A 21,911-nucleotide genomic window follows, 5' to 3' on the forward strand; every position below is an offset into this window, starting at 1 on the left:
TTTTGATCATGGCAGCGTTAGAGATTCACAACGTACGCAAAGAGTTTGGCAGCGAGCGGGTGCTGAAAGATGTCAGCATCTCCATAGATTCCGGCGAGTTTTTGATTCTGGTGGGGCCATCCGGCTGTGGGAAATCCACGCTGATGAATGCCATCGCCGGGCTTGAGCCGGTCACCAGCGGCAATATCTATATCGACGGTGAGGACGTCACTTGGCGCACCCCCGCCGAGCGCGATATTGCCATGGTGTTCCAATCCTACGCCCTGTACCCCAGCATGACCGTGCGCCAAAACATCAGCTTTGGTTTAGAGATGCGCAAAGTGCCCAAGGCCGAGCGGGAAGCCGCCGTGGAGCGGGTGGCCGATCTGCTGCAAATCTCCCACCTGCTAGAGCGCAAGCCCGCCCAGCTCTCCGGCGGCCAGCGCCAGCGGGTGGCCATGGGGCGTGCCCTGGCGCGGGAGCCCAAAGTCTATCTTTTTGACGAGCCGCTCTCGAACCTGGACGCCAAGCTGCGCGTGGATATGCGCACCGAGATCAAAAAGCTTCACCAGCGCCTGGGCACCACTATCGTTTACGTTACCCACGATCAGGTAGAAGCCATGACCCTGGCAGACTGTATCGCGGTGATGCGTGACGGGCATATTCTGCAGTTGGGCAGCCCCGATGAGGTCTACAACAATCCGGTGGATATGTTCGTGGCGGGCTTTATGGGCTCGCCGTCGATGAACTTCATCCGCGCCACGCTAGAAGCCGACGGCGATGGCTATGCACTGCGCATTGCCACCCCCGACGAAGCCGACCTGCTGTTGCCCTGGCCAACGGCCCGACACACGGCAGGCTTGGTAGAGCAGCTCGACAAGCCGGTGATTCTGGGTCTACGGCCCGAGCACTTTAGCGAAGAGGACCTGCGCCTCAGCGAGCAAGCCGAAGGTACGCTGTTGGACGCCAAGGTGAGCGTGGTGGAACCGACCGGTGCCGATATTCTGCTGCGCCTGCCGCTGGGTGAGCAGGAGATTACCGCGCGGGTCGGGCCCAAATGTGAGGTATCACCCGGGGAGCGCTTGGCGCTGAGGGTCGATATGTCCCGAGCGGTGCTGTTCGATGCCGAAACCGAGCAGCGGCTGGCGTGAGCCGCTGGGTGAGTGGTATTAATCGCGGTGACGCGCGGCGGGGGCGGGCTCTTTGTCGAGCCGCTTGATCTGCCGCCAGAGGTCTTGGCGAAGGTCGGCTAATTTGGGCTGCTCCTCTGGCGTAAAGGCCACCGGGCGGCACAGCCGCTGGGCACGCAGCCCCAGGCGGGCGCTCAGCAACCCGGTCGCCAAGCCCTGGCCGGCTCGCGCCGAAAGGCGGCCTGCCAAGTCCAGCGAGAGCATGTCCATGCTGGCATCGGTGGCCAGTTCGCTGGCGCCTGCAAAGGCCATGTTGTGCAGCACGTGGCGAAATAGCCGCAGGCGGCTGGCGTAGCCAAGCTCCAGCCCGTACAGACGGCTCAGCCGATCCACCATGGCCAGGCTGCGCCACGCCACCAGCGTCATGTCCACCAGGGTCAGCGGGGAAACCGCCACCATGATGGCGGTTTCCCCCGACATCCGGGTAATCAACCGCTGAGCTTCCCGGTCACGGGGGGCCAGCAGGTGGTAGCGCAGCAGGGTTTGAATCTCTTCCCCGCTGTGGTGCGGCTGGCACGCCCGCTGGAAGGCCAGCCAGTGAGGATCATCGTTGCTCAGCGCGAGCTGCTGTTTCAATTGAACGGCCATCGCCTGGGCCTGCTGGCTGGAACGCTGGGGAAGCTCGGCTAGGTTGGCCCGTAACTGGTCGTGTCGCTTTAAGCGCCGCAAACGGCCCAGCTCCTTGAGAAGCGATACACCGCCCAAGCCAATCAGGCTAATCCCAAACAGCTGCCACGCCATCGTCATCCACTGGGACTGGGACAGCGCGTCAGGAATGCCGGTTGCCAGCTCTACCGTGCCGAGTGTGGCTCCGCCTGCCAAGGCGAACATCAGCCCCCAGCGGCGCTTGCGGGGCGCGCCTAGGGTCTCTTCCGGCAGTGCTTTGAGTTCGGCTTGGGTCGCTAGCGGCTGGTGCGATTCAGTCGCCGAAAAGCGTTCGTGCTGGCGCAGGGTTTCCGGGGTAGGTTCGGGCGGCGCTTCGGTGTGGAAGTCGCGGCGGGGCTGAGGGTTGCTCATGTCAGTTTGTCTCCAATCAGCCAGTCAATCGCGGCGTCCATACGGATGTGGGGCAGTGCCTCGCTATCGGCGGGCATCGGGCGGAAGCTGGGGAAATCAAACCCTTGCTGCTGCCAAAAATCGGCTTTGGGCAGGCGGCTGGGCACATCGCCGGGGTACACCAGCACGTCTTCGCCTTCTAACGTGGTGCCTTTCAGCGCTGGTGTTCGCTTGCCATCATGCAGCACTTCGCGGGCCTCGGTGGCGCGAATGGCCGCCAACGACAGCGCTTTCACCGGGATATCTGCAAAGCGTAAGTCTTTCAATGGCTCCGCCAGCAGCGCTTCTAACAGCTGCACCACTTGGGTGTGTTGGTCGGGTGTCACATGGTCCGCTTTGGTGGCGGCAATGGCGAGGCGGTCAATTTTGGGAGCGAACAGCCGGGTCAGCAGGCTGCGCTTGCCGTAATCAAAGCTCTTCATCAGCTGTTGCAGCGCGCGGGAAAGATCCTCGAAGCGCTCCGGCCCGGCATTGAGCGCGCCCAGCACGTCCACCAGCACAATCTGGCGGTCAAAGCGGCGGAAGTGGTCGCGGTAGAAGGGGCGAACCACCTGCTGCTGATAGTAGCGAAAACGCGCCGCCAGGGTGGCGTAGAGGCTCGACTCGGGCAGCGCGTCGAGGGTTTCTTTGGGAATATCTAATCCGGGCAACGGGAAGAACTGCAGCACCGGTGCGCCATCCAGCTCGCCGGGCAGCAAAAAACGCCCCGGCTGCAGGTTAGAAAAGCCCGCCTGCTTGGCGCGCCGTAGGCCCAATGCGTAGGCCTCGGCCAGCGTGGCGAGCTGCGCTTCATCGGCTTCCGCCGTGGGGTCTAGCTGCTCTGCTTCGGCCAACCATTCGCTAAACAGCGCTCGGCGATGGGGGCCTTCGTGCTGGGCTTGGCTCTGGCTCCAACTATAGAAGTCGTGCTGCAGCAGCGGTAAATCCAGCAGCCATTCGCCAGGGTAGTCGAACAGGTCCAGTGTCAGGTGAGCGATATCCGGCGTGAACCAGCCCTGTTGGGCAGGGCGGTAGCGCAGCTGCAAGCGAAGCTCGCTGATACCCCGAGTAGGCTCTGGCCAGCGCGGCGGTGTGTCTCTCAGCGAGGCCATGCCGGGGTCGTAAGGGAAACGCGGCACCCCTAGGTCAGGCTGATTCAAACGCTGCGCGCCTAGCAATCGCCCTTCGCGGGCAACCGATAACAGGTCTAATCGTGCTTCTACGCCTGCATGGCGCAGTTGGTTCACTAGCGAGGTCAAAAAGGCTGTTTTTCCTGCTTGCGACAGACCCGTCACCGCCAGACGCAGCTGCCGGTCTCGGCTTCGCTCTAATAGGTTGCTCAATTCGCGGCTCAGCGGCTGGCGCATCCTGTCGCTTCCTTGGTTGGGTAGGGCGTTCGAATGAGATGAGCGCGCTAGCGCTGCCACATCAAGACCAGCTGAGAGAGCATGGGCAGGGTCGCAATGATGAAGCCAACGACCGCAAGGCTATAGCCGGGCCAGCGGCGCTGCATTTTTTGCGCAAGGGTCAAACCCACCAAGCACACCACCATGCCGATTAGGTTAAAGGCCAGCGTGGCGGCCTCCAGCCATTGCTGCGGATCCATCGTCTCTCCTTGGGGATATTGGTGGCATGATCATAGCAAAGCCTCGATGAACCGATCATTAACCGCGGCTTATTGTCGTCCCTAGCAAGTGCTGTGCTCCGGGAACCAGCCAAACGGGATCAAGGCGAGTATTGGCGGCTTCGACGCATACAAAGTGCTTGGCGGCGTCAGCGGGGGTATCGTTGGGCAGTTCGCTATCCGGGTGCCAGATCACCGTAGAGTCGCTGGACTGTTTGCCGATGCGCAGCGTGCGCTGACCGTCGTCGAGCAGCACGGCTTCGTTGGTGTGATAAATACGGTCGACCGGTCCACGAATCGCCAGCGTGCCCTGCTGCTCAGACTCGGCAAAGTCGCGCAGCTTGTCCAGGTAGCGCGCCCCCGCCAGGCCCTCTAAACGGCACTGATGGGCGTCATGGACAGCCAAGTAGCTGTGCAGCGCACCGCTGGTCTTGATCGGGGCATCGCCGATGTTTTCGCTGATGATCTCGACGTTGAGCCGCTGGGCGTTGGCTTGAATCACCACGCGCGCGGTGAGCTGGCTATGCAGACGCTCTTCTGGCGAGAGGTGGACCTCGATGCCTTCGGCGTGGTCGTCAACGGCGTCCAGGCGCCACATGGCGTGACGGGCAAGCCCATGAAAGGGGCCGTTACGCTCGGGGCTTTCGTCAGCGTAGCGCTCGTCGGCGAACCAAGGCCAGCAGAGCGGGATGCCGCCACGGATCGCGCCGGGCAGCGCTTGGGGCGTTGGCGTTACCCATAGCCAGCCAGTGTCGCCTGTCGGCTGAAAGTGCAGCACCTGTGCGCCTTGCAGGCTAATGACCATTTCCCCCCAGGCCATGTTGAAGAGCGTAACGTCACGGCCTTCCCAGGTGACGCGTTGATGACCATCAACATGACTAAGTAGCTGTTTAAGGGAGTCGGGAATCATAGGGGAATCCTTGTGGGCAAAGGCAACAAATAGGCAGAACAGTAGCGCCGTGTGCTATGGTAGGACAAGCATAGATGGAAGGTAAAACCCCAAGCTGAGTGAAACCAAGGAGGTAGTATGGGCTTTATTGCGTGGTTAATCATTGGTGGTTTAGCTGGCTGGATCGCCGGCAACATCATGCGTGGCGGCGGCTTTGGCGTGCTCGGTAACATTGGCGTCGGCGTGGTCGGTGCGCTCGTCGGTGGTTTCCTATTCAGCCTGCTGGGGCTGCAGGCGGGCGGCTTCATCGGCTCGCTCGTCACGGCGACCGTGGGGGCCGTGGTCTTGTTATGGGTCATTAGTAAAGTTAAAAGCGCCTAGCGTTTCTCACGCTAAGTGGTATCTGCTGCCCGGCCTTTGTGCCGGGCAGCGCTGTTTTGTGCGGCGGCTATCGGTCTTGGCAGCAGATTCCGTTACACTATTCGGCTTTTAGCAGCCGCGACTGGCTGCTCCGATGGGTGATGGCTTTCATGGATCGCTTTCTGTTTCTTCGAGGTGTCTTTTGGTCGACGCACTAACTACCTGGTGGGCTCAACAGCTGGTGCTGTGTGACTGGGCTTTTACGCCGCATCCACTGGCGGTGGATGCGGTTGCAGCGGAGCAGCGCCTGCTGGAACTGGGTATGACAGATCGTGGCGCGTTGGCAGACCAGCTATTTTTTGCCCTTGGTGCGCCATCGGGGGGTGCCGACCAACTGCTGGGCGCGCTGGAGTGGTCAGCCCTGGCGGGAGCAGCAGGCTGGTTGAGTCAGGCGCAGGCGGCGAACTGGGCGCACCACCTAATACGACGCATCACCGCCGACTACGGCGATCAGCGAGCGTGGCTGGCCGACCTGCGCCGCGCCTTAGGTGCTAAAGGCTGGGAAACCGGTGCCGATGACCGTTTTATCGATGCCTGCCAAGCGTTGTCGGATCTAGAGAGTGAAGGTGAAGGTGTTACCTGGCAGGCGCTGGATGCCGCGCTCGCCGAGCGTGGCGCCCCAGCATCGTTGTGGCCTCAGTCTGCTGCAGCCCAGCCCTGGCGGTTGGGCGCACTGTTCCGCCCGCTGGTGTGCTATCCAGCCAGCACCGCCGATTGGCCCGACGCCACGCAGTGGTTGGCGCGTGTTTGGCAGATTCACGACCGTGAGCAGTTACTGGAAGTGATGCTTTGGCTCAGTGCCCAGGGCGAGCGCCAGCGCTGGGATATCGAAGCCCGCGAACTGCTAACCATGGATCATGCTCAGCGCCAAGAGTGGCAACGGGGCGCGGTGAACGATGCGCCTTACGCGCCGGTGCTCACCACGTTCGTCAATCAGGGCGAGCCGCTGGAGTGGGCTGCCTGGGATTGGCTGCGATTGGTGGAGCTTGCCTGGGCCGGTGCCTGCTGCGGCTGGCTAAGCCAGGTGGAAGCGGACGACCTGGCGGCCCACGCGGCTGATCTCGTCGGGCGCCGTTACCACGACTGGCATGCTGTACTGAAAGCCTACCTTCGCGGGCAAAGCCTCTTCGAGGGCGTCGATCGCCGGGGGATGACGCCTAGCGCGCGTCATAAGCTGCTCATGCACGCGCCCCACAGCCCTTGGAAACACTCGCTGGGGGCGTTACTGGACGAGCCGACCCGTGATGCCTCGCGGGCGCGCATCAAAGCATGGCGTCATACGCCGCACCATTGGCTGCTCGCGTTGGCGGGCGTCCGCGAGCCGGACGTCATGTTGCGGCAACTCGATCCGTCAGCGCCGATCGCCGAACAGCGCAGGGCAGATGCCGCCGTTTACCTTCAAGACTCTCTGGGGCTGCATGCCGATGAGGGCCACCAAGTGCTGGCGCGCTACTGGCTACCTGCCCAGGCGCACCATCTTAACCAGCTGGCTGCGGATGCCGCCCATGGCGTATTGCCACCGTCGCAGACGCGCTTTGGTCAGCCGACCCCCGATGAGCTCAAACAGCGCAACGCGGTAAAAGGCGTGAGCCGCCACGCCGCGACGATTCACATGGCGGAGAAATTTGCCTTCTATCTGCATATGGCTTTCGACAGTGGTCTGTTCGAGCGCGAACCGCTCATGCAACACGCTAGCGCCTTACGTAGCTGCTTGTGTCGCTTTTATGCGTCGCCCAAGCGTCTGCTAGAGGCGTGGTTTGCCTGGGAGAGTTGCCTGCCAGAGCCCGAGCATGATTCGCTGATCAATGAAATCGCATGGCATTTGGAAGATCCTGGCAGCCTGTTCCACTGGCTAGATTGGCGCCCCGATGCTTGGTGCGAACCGGGTGAGAGACCTACATTGACCCACTTCACGGCGATGTCGCTGGTGGGGCCGCTGAACAGCGCGGTCTGGAGCGAGCCACAGTTGGAAAGTCCTCGTGAGTGCGCCGACATTCGCGAATGGGTAGAGAGCCACTATCACCTCTCTAGCGCCGACGACATGCAGGAGTTTTTGACCTTCATGTTGGAGGCGGGAGATCGGCAGGAGTACCAGATCAACTACGCGCCCTACACGCTGAACCCGGAGCGGTTGGCGGCTGAGATCGCCATATTGGAGTCCGGCGACTGCGGCGAAGAGGAGCGTCACCACTTGTTGCGCCTGCGCCGAGTGAGTACCAACGAAGATGGTTGTAATGACGTGGATATGGCCGCCTGGGACATTGCCCAGCTCGTCGATCTCGCCATTGCGGCACGTCAGCTAGGTTGGCTCGACAAGTCAGCGTTCGCGAACGTGCTCGACCGCGCCTATCAGTTGGCGGCGGATCATTACTCGGGTTGGCAGGAGTATGCGGCGGGCATGTACGCAGGGTTTTCGTTTTTCATGGGCGACACCCCGGAACGAGAGAGTTTCTTGGCCGGTTTTCGTCAAGCGCTGGTGGCTTGGTTATGCGGCGCGCCAGTGCTGGCCGGCCCCTGGGCGAGCCTGGATTTTCCAGGCAACAAGCCGCGCCATTTCGCGCCGCTGCATATCGATACGCTGCCGGGTGATCAACGAATCTTACATTAGGCTCGCCAAGCATAGGATAACTAGCTTATAGTCCAGGGTTTGTAAAAAATGAGTTTTCTCATGCTTGGGTCTTTTCCACTTTTTCTTCAGTCACGAGGTTAATCGCATGGTTGCGTCGCCACACCCCGCTGTGACCGCTGTCCGTGTTGTAAGTGTTTGTGTCGTCGTTGCTTTGTTAGCTGGTTGTGCGGGCTCCGCCTCACGCCAGGGTATGGAACCCCCCGAGGATTACTTCTCGATGTCGCTTCCCGGCATGCAGGGCGCCAATCCTCAAATGTCGCCCGTTGATCCCATCGATGCGCATCTTCGCAGTCTGCAGACACCCCCGCCAACAGTCGTGCGCCAAGCGCTTCTAGAGCAGCATCAGCGGTGGGCCGGAACGCCTTATCGGATTGGAGGAACGACGGATCGAGGGATCGATTGCTCTGCCCTGGTGAGAAACGTATTCCGCGATACCTTTGACGTCGAGTTACCCCGTTCCACCCAAGATCAAGTGCATGAGGGACGCCCGATCGACCGCCAAGAGCTACAGGCGGGCGATCTGGTCTTCTTCCGCCCACCGGGACGCTACAACCATGTGGGCATTTACGTCGGCAATGGCTACTTTCTCCATGCGTCCACCTCCAAAGGGGTGATCATCTCAAGCTTGGACAACAGCTATTGGCAGCGCTATTACTGGCAGTCGCGTCGGGCGCTAGAGCCGACCAATCTGGCTCAGCTCAGCAGCCGTTTCATGCCGTAAGTGTTCGCCGTGAGCGTCCGTTCACGTTGGAAAGGCCATGATTGAAGCAAAGACGCGCGCTTGGTGGCGCGCGACGGCGGCCCTCTGTTTAGGGTCGTTTTTGGTGTTCATCAACCTGTACGTACCGCAGCCGCTGCTGCCTGGACTCAAAGAGACCTATGGCGTGTCGACGCTAGGTGTCAGCCTGCTGATGTCGGTGTCGACACTCTCGCTGGCCTTGGCGCTGCTGGTGTTTGGGCCGCTCTCCGACGCGATTGGTCGGGAAGCCATCATGCGGTTTACGCTGCTCCTGGCCGGTGGCCTGTCGCTTGCCTTGGCCTTTGCGCCGTCCTTCGAAAGTTTGCTGTTGCTGCGCTTGCTGCAAGGCTTCGTGCTCGGAGGTTTGCCTGCGGTGGCCATTGCCTGGATGGGCGATGAGTTCGACAAGACGGCTCTGCTGAGCGCCGTCGGGCTCTATATCGGCGCCAATTCGTTGGGCGGTATCAGCGGACGTATCGTTGGCGGTGGTGCCGCCGCCATCGGCGGGCCAACGGCAGCGTTTATTGCAGTGGGAGCCATGACCCTGGTTGGCTGTGTGCTTTTCTGGCGGCTACTGCCCAACAGCCAAGCCTTCGTGCCCAAACGTTTTCATTTGCGTGACGCAGTGACAGACCTGCTGGGACATCTGCGCTCACCGGTGCTGCTCGCCGCCTACTGTCTAGGCGGCATCAACTTTCTGATTTTTATCAACCAATACAGCTATATCACTTTTCGTCTAGCGGATGCGCCTTATCAGTTGGCGACCAGCGGTCTAGGGCTGATTTTTCTTACCTATCTGGGCGGTACCTTTGGTTCGACGGTGTCCGGCAAGTTGGCGGGGCGTTTTTCACCTGCCATCTGTATTAGCGCAGGCATCGTGATTCTGATGCTGGGGACGGCTGTGACCTTGGCGGACTCGCTGGCACTGATCATATTGGGTTTGACCATTAACGCTTTTGGCTTTTTTATGGCGCATTCGCTGGCGTCTAGCTGGGTGGGGCGCTATGCCCAAGGAGCGCGGGGTAGCGCATCAGCGCTCTATCTCGTGTTTTACTATCTAGGTGCCAGCATTGGCGGTTTTTGGTTGGAGCCCTTTTGGCGCTGGTCGCAGTGGCAGGGCGTGGCGATCGGTTCGTGGCTGCTGCTTTGCGTGACGCTGTTCATTAGCGTGGGCCTATGGCGCTTCGAGCGCCGTACCAGCCGTTAATTGCCCACCCGCCAAATGCCACCGTTGATGGCACAGGCGCTTTAGCAGCGCCGTATCGTGGCTGATTACCAGCACGCCCAGGTTGTGGCGTTCCGCTTGGGCGCGCAGCGCCTGCCAAAGGGTTAATTGGGTGATGGGATCCAGCATGGTTGAGATTTCATCGGCCACCACGTAGCGCACGCCGGGGGCGAGTGCGCGAAGTACGCATACACGCTGTAGCTCTCCGCCAGAGAGGGCGCTGGGAAAACGCTTGAGCCAGTGCGGCTCAATACCAAACGCTTTCATCAGCGTATCGGGGGGTGTCCATGCCTCTCTCACTATCTTGCCTACCCGCCAGCGCGGGTTGACCGCCAGCTCAGGTGACTGCGGAAGCCACTGTACGGGGCTTAAACCTTGTGTCGGTAGCGGCGCGCCGTCAATGGTCACTTGGCCCTCGTGGGGGGCTAGCTGACCTGCCAGCAGTTTACCCAGGGTGGTTTTTCCTGCCCCAGAGTCGCCGCTGAGCCCGATCCATTCGCCAGGTGCAAGCCGAAGGGAAACTCCTTTCAGGAGCGGCAAGCCGGAAGGAAAGTGAAACGAGACACCATGGGCTTCAAGCAAGCGTTGGCTCCTGTCGCAAGGCGGTGACTGGCAGCGTGCTGAAAGCGTTATCCGGCAGCGCGTGCCAGAGGGCGCGTGCATAAGCGGTGGTTAACCGTTCCCCTTGGCCCTGAAACGCTTTGGCGGGGGCGGTCTCTAGGCCTTTGCCGTGTCGCATCACGGTGACGCGGTCGGCAATGGGCAGGGCATGGCGAAGGTCGTGGGTAATCAGCAATACTGCTTTGCCCTCGAGTGCCATGGCCTTTAGCGTTGCCAGTACGCGGTCGCGCTGTGTGGGGTCTAGACCCACGCTGGGCTCATCGGCAATCACTAGGTGCGCGTTGCCCACTTGGGCCATGGCGATGAGTACGCGACGGGCCATGCCACCCGAGAGCTCATGGGGGTAGAGGGCGGCGGCGTGGCTAAGCTGGTAGTGGCCGAGCAGCGCCTCGGCACGCTGATCGGCGGCGGGGCGTTCAAACCCCACGCGCTGGGCAGCCCAGCGTACCTGTTGCTGGCTACGAGCGAGAGGGTCAAGGGCGCTTAGTGATTGGGGAATCAGCGCTAGCTGATGGCCGCGTAGCTGGCGCTGACGCGCAGGGGTTAAAGGCGCTGAGTGAAAATGCAGCGTTCCCTTCATCTTAGCCGCCGACGGCAGCAGTCCCATAATGGCGTAGGCGAGCAGGCTTTTCCCTGCGCCTGATGCCCCCACCACCGCGTGTATTTCGCCCGCTGCTATGTGCAGCGATAGCGCGTCGATACAGGTGGCCCACTCTCTTTGCCACCAGCGGGGGTAATGGGGCAGTTCTAGGGTCAGCCGTTCGATATGCAGCATGGCAAACTCCTCAGGTAGACCGTATCGCCTTACAGCGCTTGGCGCAGCAGGGCCGCAAAACGCCCAATGGCCAGCACCATGAGCAGTAAGCCCAGCCCCGGAAACACGCCAAGCCACCAGTAGCCACCAGTGAGATAGCGCATGGCGTCGGCCAGTAGTACGCCAATGGCGGGCTGGGTTGGGTCCAGGCCAACGCCCAAAAAGGTCAGAGCGGCTTCATGCAAAATGGCATGGGGGAACAGCAGCAGTGCGCCGACCAAGCAGTGAGGCAGTAAATGGGGCAGCAGGTGGTGCCACACAATAAACCCGTGGGGTTTGCCGAATGCTTTCGACATGGCTACGTACGGGGCATGGCGTACACTCAATAGCTCTGCGCGCAGCACCCTGGCAAGACTGGGCCAGTGGGTCAGTGCGACCGCTATAATCACTGCCTGGGTTCCGCCGCCGAGGGCAAAGGCAATCAGCAGCAGTAAAATCAGGTGCGGTACGCTTAGCAGCGTATCAATCAGCAGGCTGACCAGGGCATCTAGCGTTGATGACAGCATCGCTAGGCTCGCCAGGCTTACGGCAATCAGCGTGCCTAGTAGTGCGGCGCTAAGACCTACCCAAAAACTCAGAGCAAGACCGGCCAGCGTGCGTGCCCATAGCTCCCGGCCCAGCGCATCCGTTCCCAGCCAGTGGGTGGCGCTAGGAGGCATTAAGCGCGCCTCAAATTGCATGTGAAAAGTCGTATCACCTAGCCAGACATGGTGGCTGAGCAGCAGTGCCACCAGTAGGCAGAGCATTGCTGCGTAGCCTGCTGCCAGTAGGCGCGGTTGGCGGTTCATCGCTGCCCCTGCGCTATGCGCGGGTCGGCTAACTGGTAAAGGCCATCGGCGATAAGATTGCCCATGCTGACAAACAGCGCGGTGAACAGCGCAATCGCGAGCAGCAGGGGCACATCGCTTCTTAAACCCGCCGCAACAGTGGCCTGACCAAGCCCGGGATAAGCAAAGACTTGCTCAATTAGTAGGGAACCGCCAAACAGCTCGCCGAGAGAGGCAAACGCCAGGGTGATGGCGGGCAGGCTGGCATGGCGAAGGCCATGACGCCAAGCGATATCGAAGCGGCTTGCGCCTTGTGCAAAGGCGTGCAGCGCCGTCTCCGAGCGCATAAACGCCACCATCTTGGCACGCGTGTGCAGTGTGATCGTCGCCATACCCAGCAGCGCCAGTGTCGCCATCGGCAAGATCAAGTGATGTAGACGCGTCAGTGGGCCCACCTCTTGCCTGAGAACGCCCATGGGGCCGGCGCAGCAGGTGGGTGTCCAGCCGAGGGTGACCGAAAAGAGCAGCAGCGCCAGCATGGCCAGCCAAAAGGTGGGCGTCGAGGCGGTGATATAGGCATAGCCGCTAATCAGACGGTCAAGCCAAGCGCCCTCTTTGCTGCCTGCCGCGATGCCCAGGAGCATCCCCAGGGCGAGTGAGAGTAGCCAGGCGCCAAACAGCAGGAAGAACGAGCGCTGGAAGCGCTGGCCAATGACCTCGCTGACCGGCTGGTTGTAGATATGGCTCCAGCCCAGCTCTCCGCTGAGCAGCTGGCGCAGCCAGTGGCTAAATTGGACCATAGCAGGCGCATCAAACCCCCACTGCTCTGCGATTAAGGCCCGCTGTTCCGGGCTTACCTGGGCCATCTGCGGGCCAAGATAGGCATCGACAGGGTCGATGGGCGAGAGCATCATCAGCCCAAACGAGACGGCCGCGACACATAGTAGTACCAGCACCAACCGCAGTAGGCGTGCCGTGAACCAGGTGGCTAGTCGCACGACCAGCGCCACTCCAGCAGGTTAGCTGTTATCGGCCAGCCGTGTCCGTGGGGGGCCACGCCCAGCTCACCCAGATCAAGGCAGCGGTGGGTGGCATACACATGGGCAAGGTTGACCATCCAGGCCCAACTGGTATCACCCTGCAACCCATAGCCGGTGTCGCCATCCCACTGCGCCGCTTGCCAGAGTGGGTTGGCCGCTTCCGGCGTTGCTGCGGCCTGAGCGGCCTCTAAGTGTTTATCCACGGTCTCGTTGGCGTAATAGCCGCTGTTATAGAAACCAAATCCAGCATGCTCGCTATGAAACAGGTAGTACACCTCCTGCGGACTATGGCTGCCGAAACCAAACACAATGGCATCTTGATGGAGGGCTTCCCGTTGAATCTCGTCCCAGTGGCGGCCGGTGGGCTGCATCTCGATGCCAAGCGGTCGCACCATCTCAGCGCTCACTTGGGCGAGCTGTTGGCGCGTGGTGTCGCTCGATGGGTACGTCAGGCGAAAACGTGCTGGCTGGCCGTCTTTAAAACGCAGCCCGTCTTCGTCCTGGCGAACCCAGCCTGCTTCATCGAGTAGGGCATTAGCGCGTGCTAAATTGGGCGCCGCCACTTTCTCGCCTTCTTGGCTCCAGGGCAGGCCGTCCGCCGGGCCAAAGGCCGGACGACCAAAACCGTTGAGCGCTACGTCCACCAGTGTTTCGCGGTCGAGGGCAAGATTCACCGCCTGACGGATGGCGAGATCAGACGTGACGTCATTGCCAATCGGAGCGCCGTTGGCAGCCTGTTCGCCTTCATCGGGCTGCATAGGAAACAGAATGCCGCGGTTGTCCACACTCTTCATGATGACCCGCTGCATTTGGCTGGGGAGGTTGTTCGCCAGTGCTTGTGGCACCGCGGCGAGATCCACCTCACCGGCGTGGGCGGCACTGAGCGTGGCGGCCTCATCGGTAAATAAAAACACCAGGCGCTCAAAGATGGGCGTGGGGCCATAGAAGTAGGGGTTGCGCTCAACAATCAGCTGCTCGCCCTCTTGCCATTCGACCAACTGGTAAGGCCCGGATCCTAACGGCTGTCTGCCGTAACCCTCGCTATAGCCATTGTCCCGGTCAGCGTCAGGCACGATGCCCAGCGTCATGAGTTGATCGATAAAGGTAATGCGCGGTGCCTTTAGCGTCAGTTCAACCGTGTTGCCGTCGATGGCCCGGGCGCTCTCCAGTGCACTGAGATCGGCACGGCCACCCGCCTCCGCGGCGGCATTGAAGGTGAAGGCCACATCGTCAGCGGTGAGCGGGGTGTTATCGGAAAAACGCACATCCGTACGTAAAGTGAGCGTCCAGGTGAGGCGATCGTCAGACAGCGACCACTCGGTCGCCAGCCCCGGTTGCGGCGTCAAATCTTGGCCACGGGTGAGTAGCGTGGATTGAAACAACGGGTTGCCGTACTGCCCCCAGCCCAGCAGTGGGTTAAAGCCTTGTTCCGGCTCGCCGCCAATGGCTAGCACTAGCTGCTCTTTGGCCAACGCAGGCGCGCTTAGCGCTACGCATGTGGCTGCTAGAGCCAGTATGATAGAGCGACGCATAAGACACCTTTTAAGGCTGCTGATATGATGTTTTTACAATAACATCATACTATCAACGCTGGAAGTTGCGGCGATGCACAATGAGAGACCGGCGAAGGAGAGGGTATGCAGCGGGTAACGGTAACGCTGGATGAAGAGCTGTTAAGCGACGTCGACGCGCTGATGGCGCTGCGCGGCTATCAAAATCGCTCGGAGGCGATTCGTGATCTCACCCGCAGCGGGCTGACGCAGGCTAAAGAGCAGGTTGCACCTGATGCGCCGTGCATGGGAGCGCTGGTGTACGTGTATGATCACGCGGCGCGAGATCTTTCCAAGCGGCTGACTCGCCACTCCCATGATCATCACGACTTGACGCTCTCGACGCTGCACGTGCACATCAATCACGATAGTTGTCTGGAGGTGGCGCTATTGAAGGGGCAGGGGAGCGCACTGAAGCAGTTCTCCGATGAGGTGACGTCATCGCGCAGCGTGCGCTACGGCCAGCTCGTACTGATTCCTGACGAATAGGGCGCTAATGCCCACTTGAAAACCTGATATCCATAAAAAAGGGCGGCCCAGTGGCCGCCCCTTGATCGCGTCGAGTCGCTCAGTGCTCGACACCACCTTCGCCGTGCACGTGGCCGTGCTCGACTTCTTCCTGGCTAGCTTCGCGAACGGTCGCAATCTCAACGTCGAAGTTGAGGTGCTGGCCTGCTAGCGGATGGTTGCCATCGACGACGACGGTATCGCCTTCGACTTTCTTGACGGTCACCATCAGCGGGCCACCCTGGGTCTGGGCTTGGAACTGCATGCCGGGCTCGACGCTCTCGACGCCTTGGAACGCATCGCGCGGCACTTCTTGCATCAGCTGTTCTTGAACTTCACCGTAGCCCTCTTCCGGAGCGACTTGGACGTTCAGTTTGTCGCCAGCAGCGCGGCCTTCGAGCTCTTTTTCCAGGCCTGGGATGATGTTGCCAGCGCCGTGGAGATAGGTGAGCGGCTCGCGGCCTTCGGAACTGTCTAGCACCTCACCTGCATCGTTGGTCAGGGTATAGTGGAACGCGACAACCGAGTTTTGCGCAATTTGCATTGAATAACCTTTCGGTGAGTGCATGTCCCAACATGGTAACGCGTGTGGAGCGGCTTGTCAGGGGGGCGGCGGGGTTTTTCCACCCACACGCCTTTAGCGCTATTGCGCCTAGGGGTGTGCAGGGATACCCTACATCCACCCATTTTTAACCTGCCATACACTCGCTGGAGTCCGTTATGACCATCTTCTTTATTTGGGTTGTCGCCTTCGCGCTGATTGCATATTTTGCTAATAAACGTTGGGAAAGCGGCGTTAGCCAAGGGTTGGACAAAGTGCTGCCCGAGGTGCTGAAAAGCCATGGTGACAACCGCTACCTGTGGGTAGCGGCGTTGGCCGTACTGGGCGCAACGACACTGATTCGCCCGGTAGACGTGCTGCTGGTGGCGATCTTGCTAGCCGTGATTGGCTTGATCATCGTGAAGCTCGCCAATTGGGCAAGCAGCATGGCCCACTAAGTCGAGCCATCGAGTCCACTCCTGGGTTCGAATCGTCAAATAGCTGAATAAACAACAGCCCGGCCAAATCGGCCGGGCTGTTGTTTTGACGAGCCGCGACGCGTATAGCGTCGGGCGAATAGTGGGCAACTCTGGTGCTAGTAAGGCGCAACGCTCAGGTTGGCACCGCTGCCAATCAAACGAACCCGTTGGCCTGCTTGGTACTGACGATCGGCGCTTTGCACGACGACCACATCCGTCCCATCATCACGACGAATTTCCATTTCCAGTGCGTTGATCCGGTTGGCGCGATCTTCTGCGGCCGTACCGGCAACGGCACCGCCCAAGGCACCGGCAACGGTGGCAAGCTGACGGCCAGAACCGCCGCCAATTTGGCTACCTAGCAGGCCACCAATCACGGCGCCGCCGCCACCACCCAGCAAATTGCCGGTGCGGCTATCGGCCTGAATTTGTACGGGGCGAACGGCCACGATGGTGCCATAGCTGACGCTCTGCCCCGTTTGCGCTTGGTTACCACGGTAAACATCGCCTGAGTAGGGCGCGGTATTGGCGCAGCCAGCCAGTGTCAAAATGCTCAATGCAGCAACGGGTAATAAACGTTTCATTAAAACCTCCAGTGGGTATCTATCCGCGTCAATGGCGTTTCATCAATTGCCAAACATCGCGTCTATTTCGTTTTAGAACAGCGTTCGTTAAAAGATAACGGAAGTGTGGCGCTTTGACCAGCCATCCCAAAAAAAGGTCACAATGATAGTGTAGACAGGCATTAAGAAAGCAGTGTGCAAAAAAACAGGAGGCCGACGCCTCCTGTGGGTCATGCGAAGAGCGGATTAACCAAACTGGTTCATGGTGTTGTCTTTACCGCCCGCCTTGAGCGCGGCGTCGCCATGGAAGAACTCTTTGTGGTCGTCGCCGATATTGGAGCCTGCCATGTCCTGGTGTTTGACCGTGGCGATACCTTGGCGAATCTCCTGGCGTTGAACGCCTGCGACGTAGGCCAGCATGCCTTCGTCACCGAAGTAGCCCTTGGCGAGGTTGTCGGTAGACAGCGCTGCCGTATGGTAGGTGGGTAGCGTGATCAGGTGGTGGAAGATACCGGCTTCGCGAGCACCGTCGCGCTGGAAGTTGCGCGTCCACTCGTCGGCGAGTTGACCCAGTTCGGTGTCGTCGTACTCGACGCTCATCAGCTTGTCGCGCTGGTAAGCCGACACGTCCTTGCCCTCTTTCTCCCAAGCATCGAAGACCTGCTGACGGAAGTTGAGCGTCCAGTTGAAGGAGGGCGAGTTGTTGTAGACTAGCTTCGCATCCGGCACCACCTCGCGGATACGGTTCACCATGCTGGCAATTTGGCCAACGTGGGGCTTTTCGGTCTCGATCCACAACAGGTCGGCACCGTTTTGCAGGCTGGTGATGCAGTCCAGCACCACGCGATCTTCCCCCGTGCCCGGCTTGAACTGGTAGAGACCCGAGGCTAAACGCTTGGGCTTGACCAGCTTGCCGTTTTGCTTGATGACGACGTCACCGTTGCTGATGTCTGCCGCGTTCTCGATGACGTCCCCATCCAAGAAGCTGTTGTACTGGTCGCCCAGGTCGCCCGGCTCATGGGTGACGGCAATCTTTTGGGTGAGCCCTGCGCCAAGGGAGTCGGTGCGCGCCACGATGACGCCATCTTCGACGCCCAGCTCTAAGAAGGCGTAGCGCACGGCGTTGATCTTCGCTAGGAAGTCTTCGTGGGGAACGGTGACCTTGCCATCCTGGTGGCCGCACTGCTTCTCGTCGGAGACCTGGTTTTCGAGCTGGATACAGCAAGCGCCCGCTTGAATGAATTTTTTGGCCAGTAGGTAGGTGGCTTCGGCGTTACCGAAACCGGCGTCGATATCGGCAATGATCGGCACGATATGCGTTTCGTAGTTGTCGATCTTGCTGATCAGCTCTTTCTCTTTAGCGCTATCGCCTGCCGCCTTGGCGTCGTCCAGGGCGCGGAACAGGTGGTTGAGTTCCCAGGCATCCGCTTGCTTGAGGAAGGTGTAGAGTTCCTCGATCAGGTTGGCGACCGAGGTTTTCTCGTGCATGGATTGGTCGGGTAGCGGGCCGAACTCGGAGCGCAGCGCGGCTACCATCCATCCAGAGAGGTAGAGGTAGCGGCGTTTGGTGGTGCCGAAGTGTTTCTTGATCGAGATGAGCTTTTGCTGACCGATGAAACCGTGCCAGCAGCCCAACGACTGAGTGTACTGGGAGGTGTCGGCATCGTAGGCGGCCATGTCGTCGCGCATGATCTTGGCCGTGTAGCGAGCGATGTCCAAACCGGTATGGAAACGGTTTTGAGCGCGCATACGGGCAGCATATTCAGGTTTGATGGCTGACCACTTGCCGCCTTGGGCTTCGCGAAGGTGGGCCATGGCTTTGATATCGTCGAGCAGTCCTGTCATGAGCTGTTTCCTCCAGAGTTATCGTCGTTCGCACGTTAGCTTGTTCTTATGCTGCACCTGCGAGATAGATTCCAGCATTATTCAAATTCGCGGCGCTGTCTCTACACCCATCGTCTCTTAATAAAACGTCGCGGTGTGGCGCTTTGCGTTTCACAGCGTCGGTGTCTCCGAAGAGGAGAGTCCTTAACGCTGCAGTGCAATAACTATCGACTAGGCAAGGAGATCCAACAATTGTCACTTGGGGGCACGCGGCGTTGTAGTCCGACGACAGCGACTACGCCAAACGCCCTGTTTGTGTAGTCGTTTTTCGTCATGGCTTTGACTAGGAACACAAAAAAAGCGCCACACGGGGTGGCGCTTGGCGACATTGGCGCTGAATCACTACAAAAACAGCGTCATCTCACGATGGGGAATGCCTGCATCCATAAACACGTCGCCGTGGGCAACGAACCCTAGCTGCTCGTAAAAAGCGAGAGCATGTAGCTGGGCGCTGAGCACCGCCCGGGCGTGCCCGGCATCGCGTGCCGCTTGGATGGCGGCCTCCATGAGTTGATAGCCAATGCCCAGCCCCCGGGCATGTTCGAGCACTGCCACTCGGCCAATGTGGCCATCGGGAAGAAGGCGGGCCGTGCCGACCGGCTCGCCTTTGAGCATGGCCAGAAAATGCAGGCACTGCGAATCGAGGCCATCCCACTCTTCCTCTTGAGCTACCTGCTGTTCATCGATGAAGACGACTCGGCGGATCCGCGAAGCGTGCTCTTCCAGTATTTCCCAGTGGCCGCTTGTCACGGTGGCGTTTTGTTCCAAGCGTTACTCCTCGTCGTCGCCCATGAAGCCCAGGCTGCCGCTATTGATCAGTCGAGTCACCAGAGCGGCGGCGCCCTCGAGTTCCAGCACGTCTGCGTACATCGGTGTAGCGTCGGCAAGGCGTTTGGCGAGGGGTTCTGAGCAGGCGTGCCCGTCGCCATCGACGAACAGCGTGGTGCCAGAGGCATCGCTGCGCCAAGCGAAGCGAGACCCCGGCATATGGAACAAAGGTTCGCCGTCTTGTAGTTGAGCAACAAGGTCGGCTTCGCTCATCGACTCTTCGAGAGGCACGACTTGATCGATATATTTGGGCTGGGTCATCACGCGGCCAAACCACTGGGCCACTTGCTCAGGGTTATCCAGCGCGCTCAGCATGAACTGACGCATGCGTTCGACGGCGGCATCGTCCAGCTCGCCTACCTCCTCGGCAGGGGCCATGCCCGCATCGCTATAACGCTGGGAGTCCGACATTTGTTCGCCGACATAATCGGCATACGAGGTGATGGCTTCGTCGGCCGAGGGCGCGCGAAAACCCACCGAAATGGTCATACAGTCATCGCTTTGGCTGACGCCGTGGTGTGCCCAGCCTGGCGGCAAATACAACATGTCGCCGGGTGCCAGGGTCCAGTCGGAGTCTGCTTCGATCTCGAACGACTCGAGGATGCGCAGATCGATCCCTTGGATGATCGGCGCATTGTCGAGCTGCTTGCCACCCAACTGCCAGCGGCGGTGGCCGCTAGCCTGCAGGAGGAAGACGTCGTACTGGTCGATGTGTGGCCCAACGCTGCCACCGGGAGGGGCGTAGCTGACCATGATGTCGTCCAGCCGCCAGCGAGGTAGGAAGTCGAACTCGTCCATCAGCGCCGCAATGGAGGGCACGTAGTGGTCGACCGCTTGTACCAGCAGGCTCCAGTGACCTTCGGGCAGCCGCTCGAAAGTGGCGTCGTCGAACGGCCCGTGCGAGACCTGCCAGGGGCCGTCGGGGCCATTCTCTTCGACCAGCCGCGCTTCGACGCCCGGTTCGCAGGCAAGGCCTGCCAGTTCGTCGGGATCGATGGGGCTGACGAAATCGGGGATAGCGCCACGAATCAGCAGTGGCTTCTGCTGCCAGTAATTGGCCAAGAAGTCTGCGGGCGTTAAATCGCCCAACAGGGTGAGTGGCTTATCGTGATGACTCATGGCGTTATCCTAGTTCAAGTGAGCACTACGTCAGTGCCGCAGAGCGTCGTTTAGAGTGCAGCAAGCCGCTGATTGAGAGCTTCGGCCTGGGCCTTCGCATTACCAATATAGCTGGCAGGCGAGAGATCCTTCAGCTCCTTTTTGACCGTCTCAGGTAGCTCGAGTGTGTCAATGAAGGCAGCAAAGCCTGCCTGATCGATCCGCTTGCCGCGGGTCAGTTCTTTGAGCTTCTCGTAGGGTTTTTCAATGCCGTAGCGACGCATCACGGTTTGAATGGGCTCGGCCAGCACTTCCCAGCTGTTGTCCAGGTCTTCTGCAAGACGCTCAGGGTTGGCTTCCAGTTTGCTGATGCCTTTCAGGCTGGCGTGGTAGCCAATCAGGCCGTAGGCCAGACCAACGCCAAGGTTGCGCAGCACGGTGGAGTCGGTCAGGTCGCGCTGCCAGCGCGAAATCGGCAGCTTCTGTGCCAGGTGGCTCATCACTGCATTGGCCAACCCCAAGTTACCCTCTGAGTTTTCGAAGTCGATCGGATTGACCTTGTGCGGCATAGTCGACGAGCCAATTTCGCCTTCTACGGTACGCTGCTTGAAATAGCCCAGCGAGATATAGCCCCAGACATCGCGATCGAAATCGATCAAAATCGTGTGAAAGCGGCAGATCGCATCGAACAGCTCGGCAATGTAGTCGTGGGGTTCGATCTGTGTGGTGTAGGGGTTGAAGCTCAACCCTAAACCTTCGACGAAGGTGCGCGCGTTGGCTTCCCAGTCGATGTCCGGGTAGGTGGTCAGGTGGGCGTTGTAGTTGCCCACCGCGCCGTTGATTTTGCCCAGAATCTCGACACTTTCGATCTGCTTGAGCTGTCGCTTGAGGCGATACGCCACGTTGGCCATCTCTTTGCCCAGCGTGGTGGGGCTAGCGGTTTGGCCGTGGGTGCGCGACAGCATCGGCTGACCGGCATGGGCAATCGCCAGCTTGGCAACTTCATCGGCGACTTGATGCATGGTCGGCAGCAAGGCTTTAAGGCCGTCTGCCAGCATCACGCCATAGGAAAGGTTGTTGATGTCCTCAGAGGTGCAGGCGAAGTGGATGAACTCGGTGACCGCGTTCAACTCTGCTTGTCCTGCGATCTTTTCTTTCAAGAAGTACTCGACCGCTTTGACGTCATGGTTGGTGGTGCGCTCGATCTCTTTGATGCGCTCGGCGTCGTCCACGGAAAAGTCGCGAATCAACTGCTCTAGAAAAGCGGTAGCTTCTGCGGAGAGCGGGGGCACTTCCACGATTTGGCCGTGGTCAGCCAAGCGTTGCAGCCAGCGCACTTCCACAATGACCCGCGCGCGTATCAGGCCGAATTCGCTGAAGTGTTCACGTAGCGCGGCGGCTTTGGCGCCGTAGCGGCCGTCGACGGGGGAGAGGGCGGTCAGAGCAGAGAGTTGCATGGCTTGGTTTCCAGAGTAGTCAAAGTCAGGGA

Annotated in this window: 22 protein-coding genes; 7 read left to right on the forward strand and 15 right to left on the reverse strand. The window is 60.1% G+C overall.

Features of this window, described 5'->3' with window-relative positions; all coding sequences use genetic code 11:
• The first annotated feature begins 8 nt into the window (after positions 1-8).
• The gene (locus GYM47_RS05215; protein ID WP_139525449.1) at positions 9-1,130 is read left to right on the forward strand and encodes an ABC transporter ATP-binding protein; all 1,122 of its coding nucleotides are present in this window, start codon (positions 9-11) and stop codon (positions 1,128-1,130) included.
• A gap of 18 nt (positions 1,131-1,148) precedes the next feature.
• On the opposite strand, the gene GYM47_RS05220 is transcribed toward GYM47_RS05215, so the two are convergent.
• From GYM47_RS05220 to GYM47_RS05235, 4 genes are read right to left on the reverse strand one after another with little or no spacing between them, the layout of a single operon-like run.
• Positions 1,149-2,186, reverse strand: a complete 1,038-nt coding sequence (locus tag GYM47_RS05220) for a YcjF family protein (protein WP_139525450.1) — start codon at positions 2,184-2,186, stop codon at positions 1,149-1,151.
• Positions 2,183-3,571: a YcjX family GTP-binding protein gene (locus GYM47_RS05225; RefSeq protein WP_153842321.1), complete on the reverse strand. Its 1,389-nt coding sequence runs from the start codon at positions 3,569-3,571 to the stop codon at positions 2,183-2,185. Before GYM47_RS05225 ends, GYM47_RS05220 begins: the two co-directional genes overlap by 4 nt.
• A 47-nt stretch (positions 3,572-3,618) precedes the next feature.
• On the reverse strand, positions 3,619-3,810 hold the full coding sequence (locus tag GYM47_RS05230; protein WP_058576924.1) for a hypothetical protein: 192 nt from the start codon (positions 3,808-3,810) through the stop codon (positions 3,619-3,621).
• Between the two features lie 58 nt (positions 3,811-3,868).
• Complete coding sequence (locus GYM47_RS05235) at positions 3,869-4,738, reverse strand: D-hexose-6-phosphate mutarotase (RefSeq protein ID WP_153842322.1); 870 nt, start codon at positions 4,736-4,738, stop codon at positions 3,869-3,871.
• Positions 4,739-4,855: 117 nt separating this feature from the next.
• Here GYM47_RS05235 and GYM47_RS05240 point away from each other — a divergent pair, with 117 nt between their 5' ends.
• The 4 genes from GYM47_RS05240 to GYM47_RS05255 all read left to right on the forward strand — a co-directional run bounded on the left by GYM47_RS05240 (position 4,856) and on the right by GYM47_RS05255 (position 9,712).
• On the forward strand, positions 4,856-5,098 hold the full coding sequence (locus GYM47_RS05240) for a GlsB/YeaQ/YmgE family stress response membrane protein (protein ID WP_139525453.1): 243 nt from the start codon (positions 4,856-4,858) through the stop codon (positions 5,096-5,098).
• Between the two features lie 181 nt (positions 5,099-5,279).
• The gene (locus GYM47_RS05245) at positions 5,280-7,745 is read left to right on the forward strand and encodes a DUF1266 domain-containing protein (protein ID WP_153842323.1); all 2,466 of its coding nucleotides are present in this window, start codon (positions 5,280-5,282) and stop codon (positions 7,743-7,745) included.
• A gap of 211 nt (positions 7,746-7,956) precedes the next feature.
• Positions 7,957-8,487: a C40 family peptidase gene (locus tag GYM47_RS05250; protein ID WP_231125521.1), complete on the forward strand. Its 531-nt coding sequence runs from the start codon at positions 7,957-7,959 to the stop codon at positions 8,485-8,487.
• A 37-nt stretch (positions 8,488-8,524) separates the two neighbouring features.
• Positions 8,525-9,712 (forward strand): MFS transporter, encoded by a 1,188-nt coding sequence (locus GYM47_RS05255; RefSeq protein ID WP_139525456.1) that lies wholly within the window; start codon positions 8,525-8,527, stop codon positions 9,710-9,712.
• On the opposite strand, the gene GYM47_RS05260 is transcribed toward GYM47_RS05255, so the two are convergent.
• From GYM47_RS05260 to GYM47_RS05280, 5 genes are read right to left on the reverse strand one after another with little or no spacing between them, the layout of a single operon-like run.
• Complete coding sequence (locus GYM47_RS05260) at positions 9,680-10,312, reverse strand: ABC transporter ATP-binding protein (protein ID WP_139525457.1); 633 nt, start codon at positions 10,310-10,312, stop codon at positions 9,680-9,682. The genes GYM47_RS05255 and GYM47_RS05260 overlap by 33 nt on opposite strands.
• Entirely contained in the window at positions 10,305-11,126 is an 822-nt protein-coding gene (locus tag GYM47_RS05265) for an ATP-binding cassette domain-containing protein (protein WP_139525458.1), read from the reverse strand. Before GYM47_RS05265 ends, GYM47_RS05260 begins: the two co-directional genes overlap by 8 nt.
• Before the next feature lie 29 nt (positions 11,127-11,155).
• A complete protein-coding gene (locus GYM47_RS05270; protein WP_139525459.1) occupies positions 11,156-11,953 on the reverse strand; it encodes an ABC transporter permease in 798 nt (265 codons plus the stop codon).
• A complete protein-coding gene (locus tag GYM47_RS05275; protein WP_231125522.1) occupies positions 11,950-12,930 on the reverse strand; it encodes an ABC transporter permease in 981 nt (326 codons plus the stop codon). Before GYM47_RS05275 ends, GYM47_RS05270 begins: the two co-directional genes overlap by 4 nt.
• Positions 12,921-14,504 (reverse strand): ABC transporter substrate-binding protein, encoded by a 1,584-nt coding sequence (locus GYM47_RS05280; RefSeq protein WP_139525460.1) that lies wholly within the window; start codon positions 14,502-14,504, stop codon positions 12,921-12,923. The genes GYM47_RS05275 and GYM47_RS05280 overlap by 10 nt, the downstream gene beginning before the upstream one ends.
• Before the next feature lie 105 nt (positions 14,505-14,609).
• On the opposite strand from GYM47_RS05280, the gene nikR reads away from it, so the two are divergent.
• A complete protein-coding gene (gene nikR / locus GYM47_RS05285) occupies positions 14,610-15,011 on the forward strand; it encodes a nickel-responsive transcriptional regulator NikR (RefSeq protein WP_139525461.1) in 402 nt (133 codons plus the stop codon).
• A 79-nt stretch (positions 15,012-15,090) separates the two neighbouring features.
• Here nikR and GYM47_RS05290 read toward each other — a convergent pair whose 3' ends face one another.
• On the reverse strand, positions 15,091-15,573 hold the full coding sequence (locus GYM47_RS05290) for an FKBP-type peptidyl-prolyl cis-trans isomerase (RefSeq protein WP_139525462.1): 483 nt from the start codon (positions 15,571-15,573) through the stop codon (positions 15,091-15,093).
• Positions 15,574-15,749: 176 nt separating this feature from the next.
• On the opposite strand from GYM47_RS05290, the gene GYM47_RS05295 reads away from it, so the two are divergent.
• Entirely contained in the window at positions 15,750-16,028 is a 279-nt protein-coding gene (locus GYM47_RS05295) for a hypothetical protein (RefSeq protein ID WP_139525463.1), read from the forward strand.
• A gap of 137 nt (positions 16,029-16,165) precedes the next feature.
• Here GYM47_RS05295 and GYM47_RS05300 read toward each other — a convergent pair whose 3' ends face one another.
• The 5 genes from GYM47_RS05300 to purB all read right to left on the reverse strand — a co-directional run bounded on the left by GYM47_RS05300 (position 16,166) and on the right by purB (position 21,879).
• On the reverse strand, positions 16,166-16,633 hold the full coding sequence (locus GYM47_RS05300; protein ID WP_054641192.1) for an outer membrane lipoprotein: 468 nt from the start codon (positions 16,631-16,633) through the stop codon (positions 16,166-16,168).
• Between the two features lie 225 nt (positions 16,634-16,858).
• Positions 16,859-18,457, reverse strand: coding sequence for an isocitrate lyase (locus GYM47_RS05305; RefSeq protein WP_139525464.1), 1,599 nt, complete (start codon positions 18,455-18,457; stop codon positions 16,859-16,861).
• A gap of 381 nt (positions 18,458-18,838) precedes the next feature.
• Positions 18,839-19,264, reverse strand: coding sequence for a GNAT family N-acetyltransferase (locus tag GYM47_RS05310; RefSeq protein ID WP_153842324.1), 426 nt, complete (start codon positions 19,262-19,264; stop codon positions 18,839-18,841).
• Between the two features lie 3 nt (positions 19,265-19,267).
• Complete coding sequence (locus GYM47_RS05315) at positions 19,268-20,443, reverse strand: cupin domain-containing protein (protein ID WP_153842325.1); 1,176 nt, start codon at positions 20,441-20,443, stop codon at positions 19,268-19,270.
• 50 nt (positions 20,444-20,493) lie between these two features.
• A complete protein-coding gene (purB, locus tag GYM47_RS05320; RefSeq protein ID WP_139525467.1) occupies positions 20,494-21,879 on the reverse strand; it encodes an adenylosuccinate lyase in 1,386 nt (461 codons plus the stop codon).
• Between the last annotated feature and the right edge of the window lie 32 nt (positions 21,880-21,911).

Origin of the sequence: Vreelandella piezotolerans, assembly GCF_012427705.1 — a bacterium.
GTDB lineage: Bacteria > Pseudomonadota > Gammaproteobacteria > Pseudomonadales > Halomonadaceae > Vreelandella > Vreelandella piezotolerans.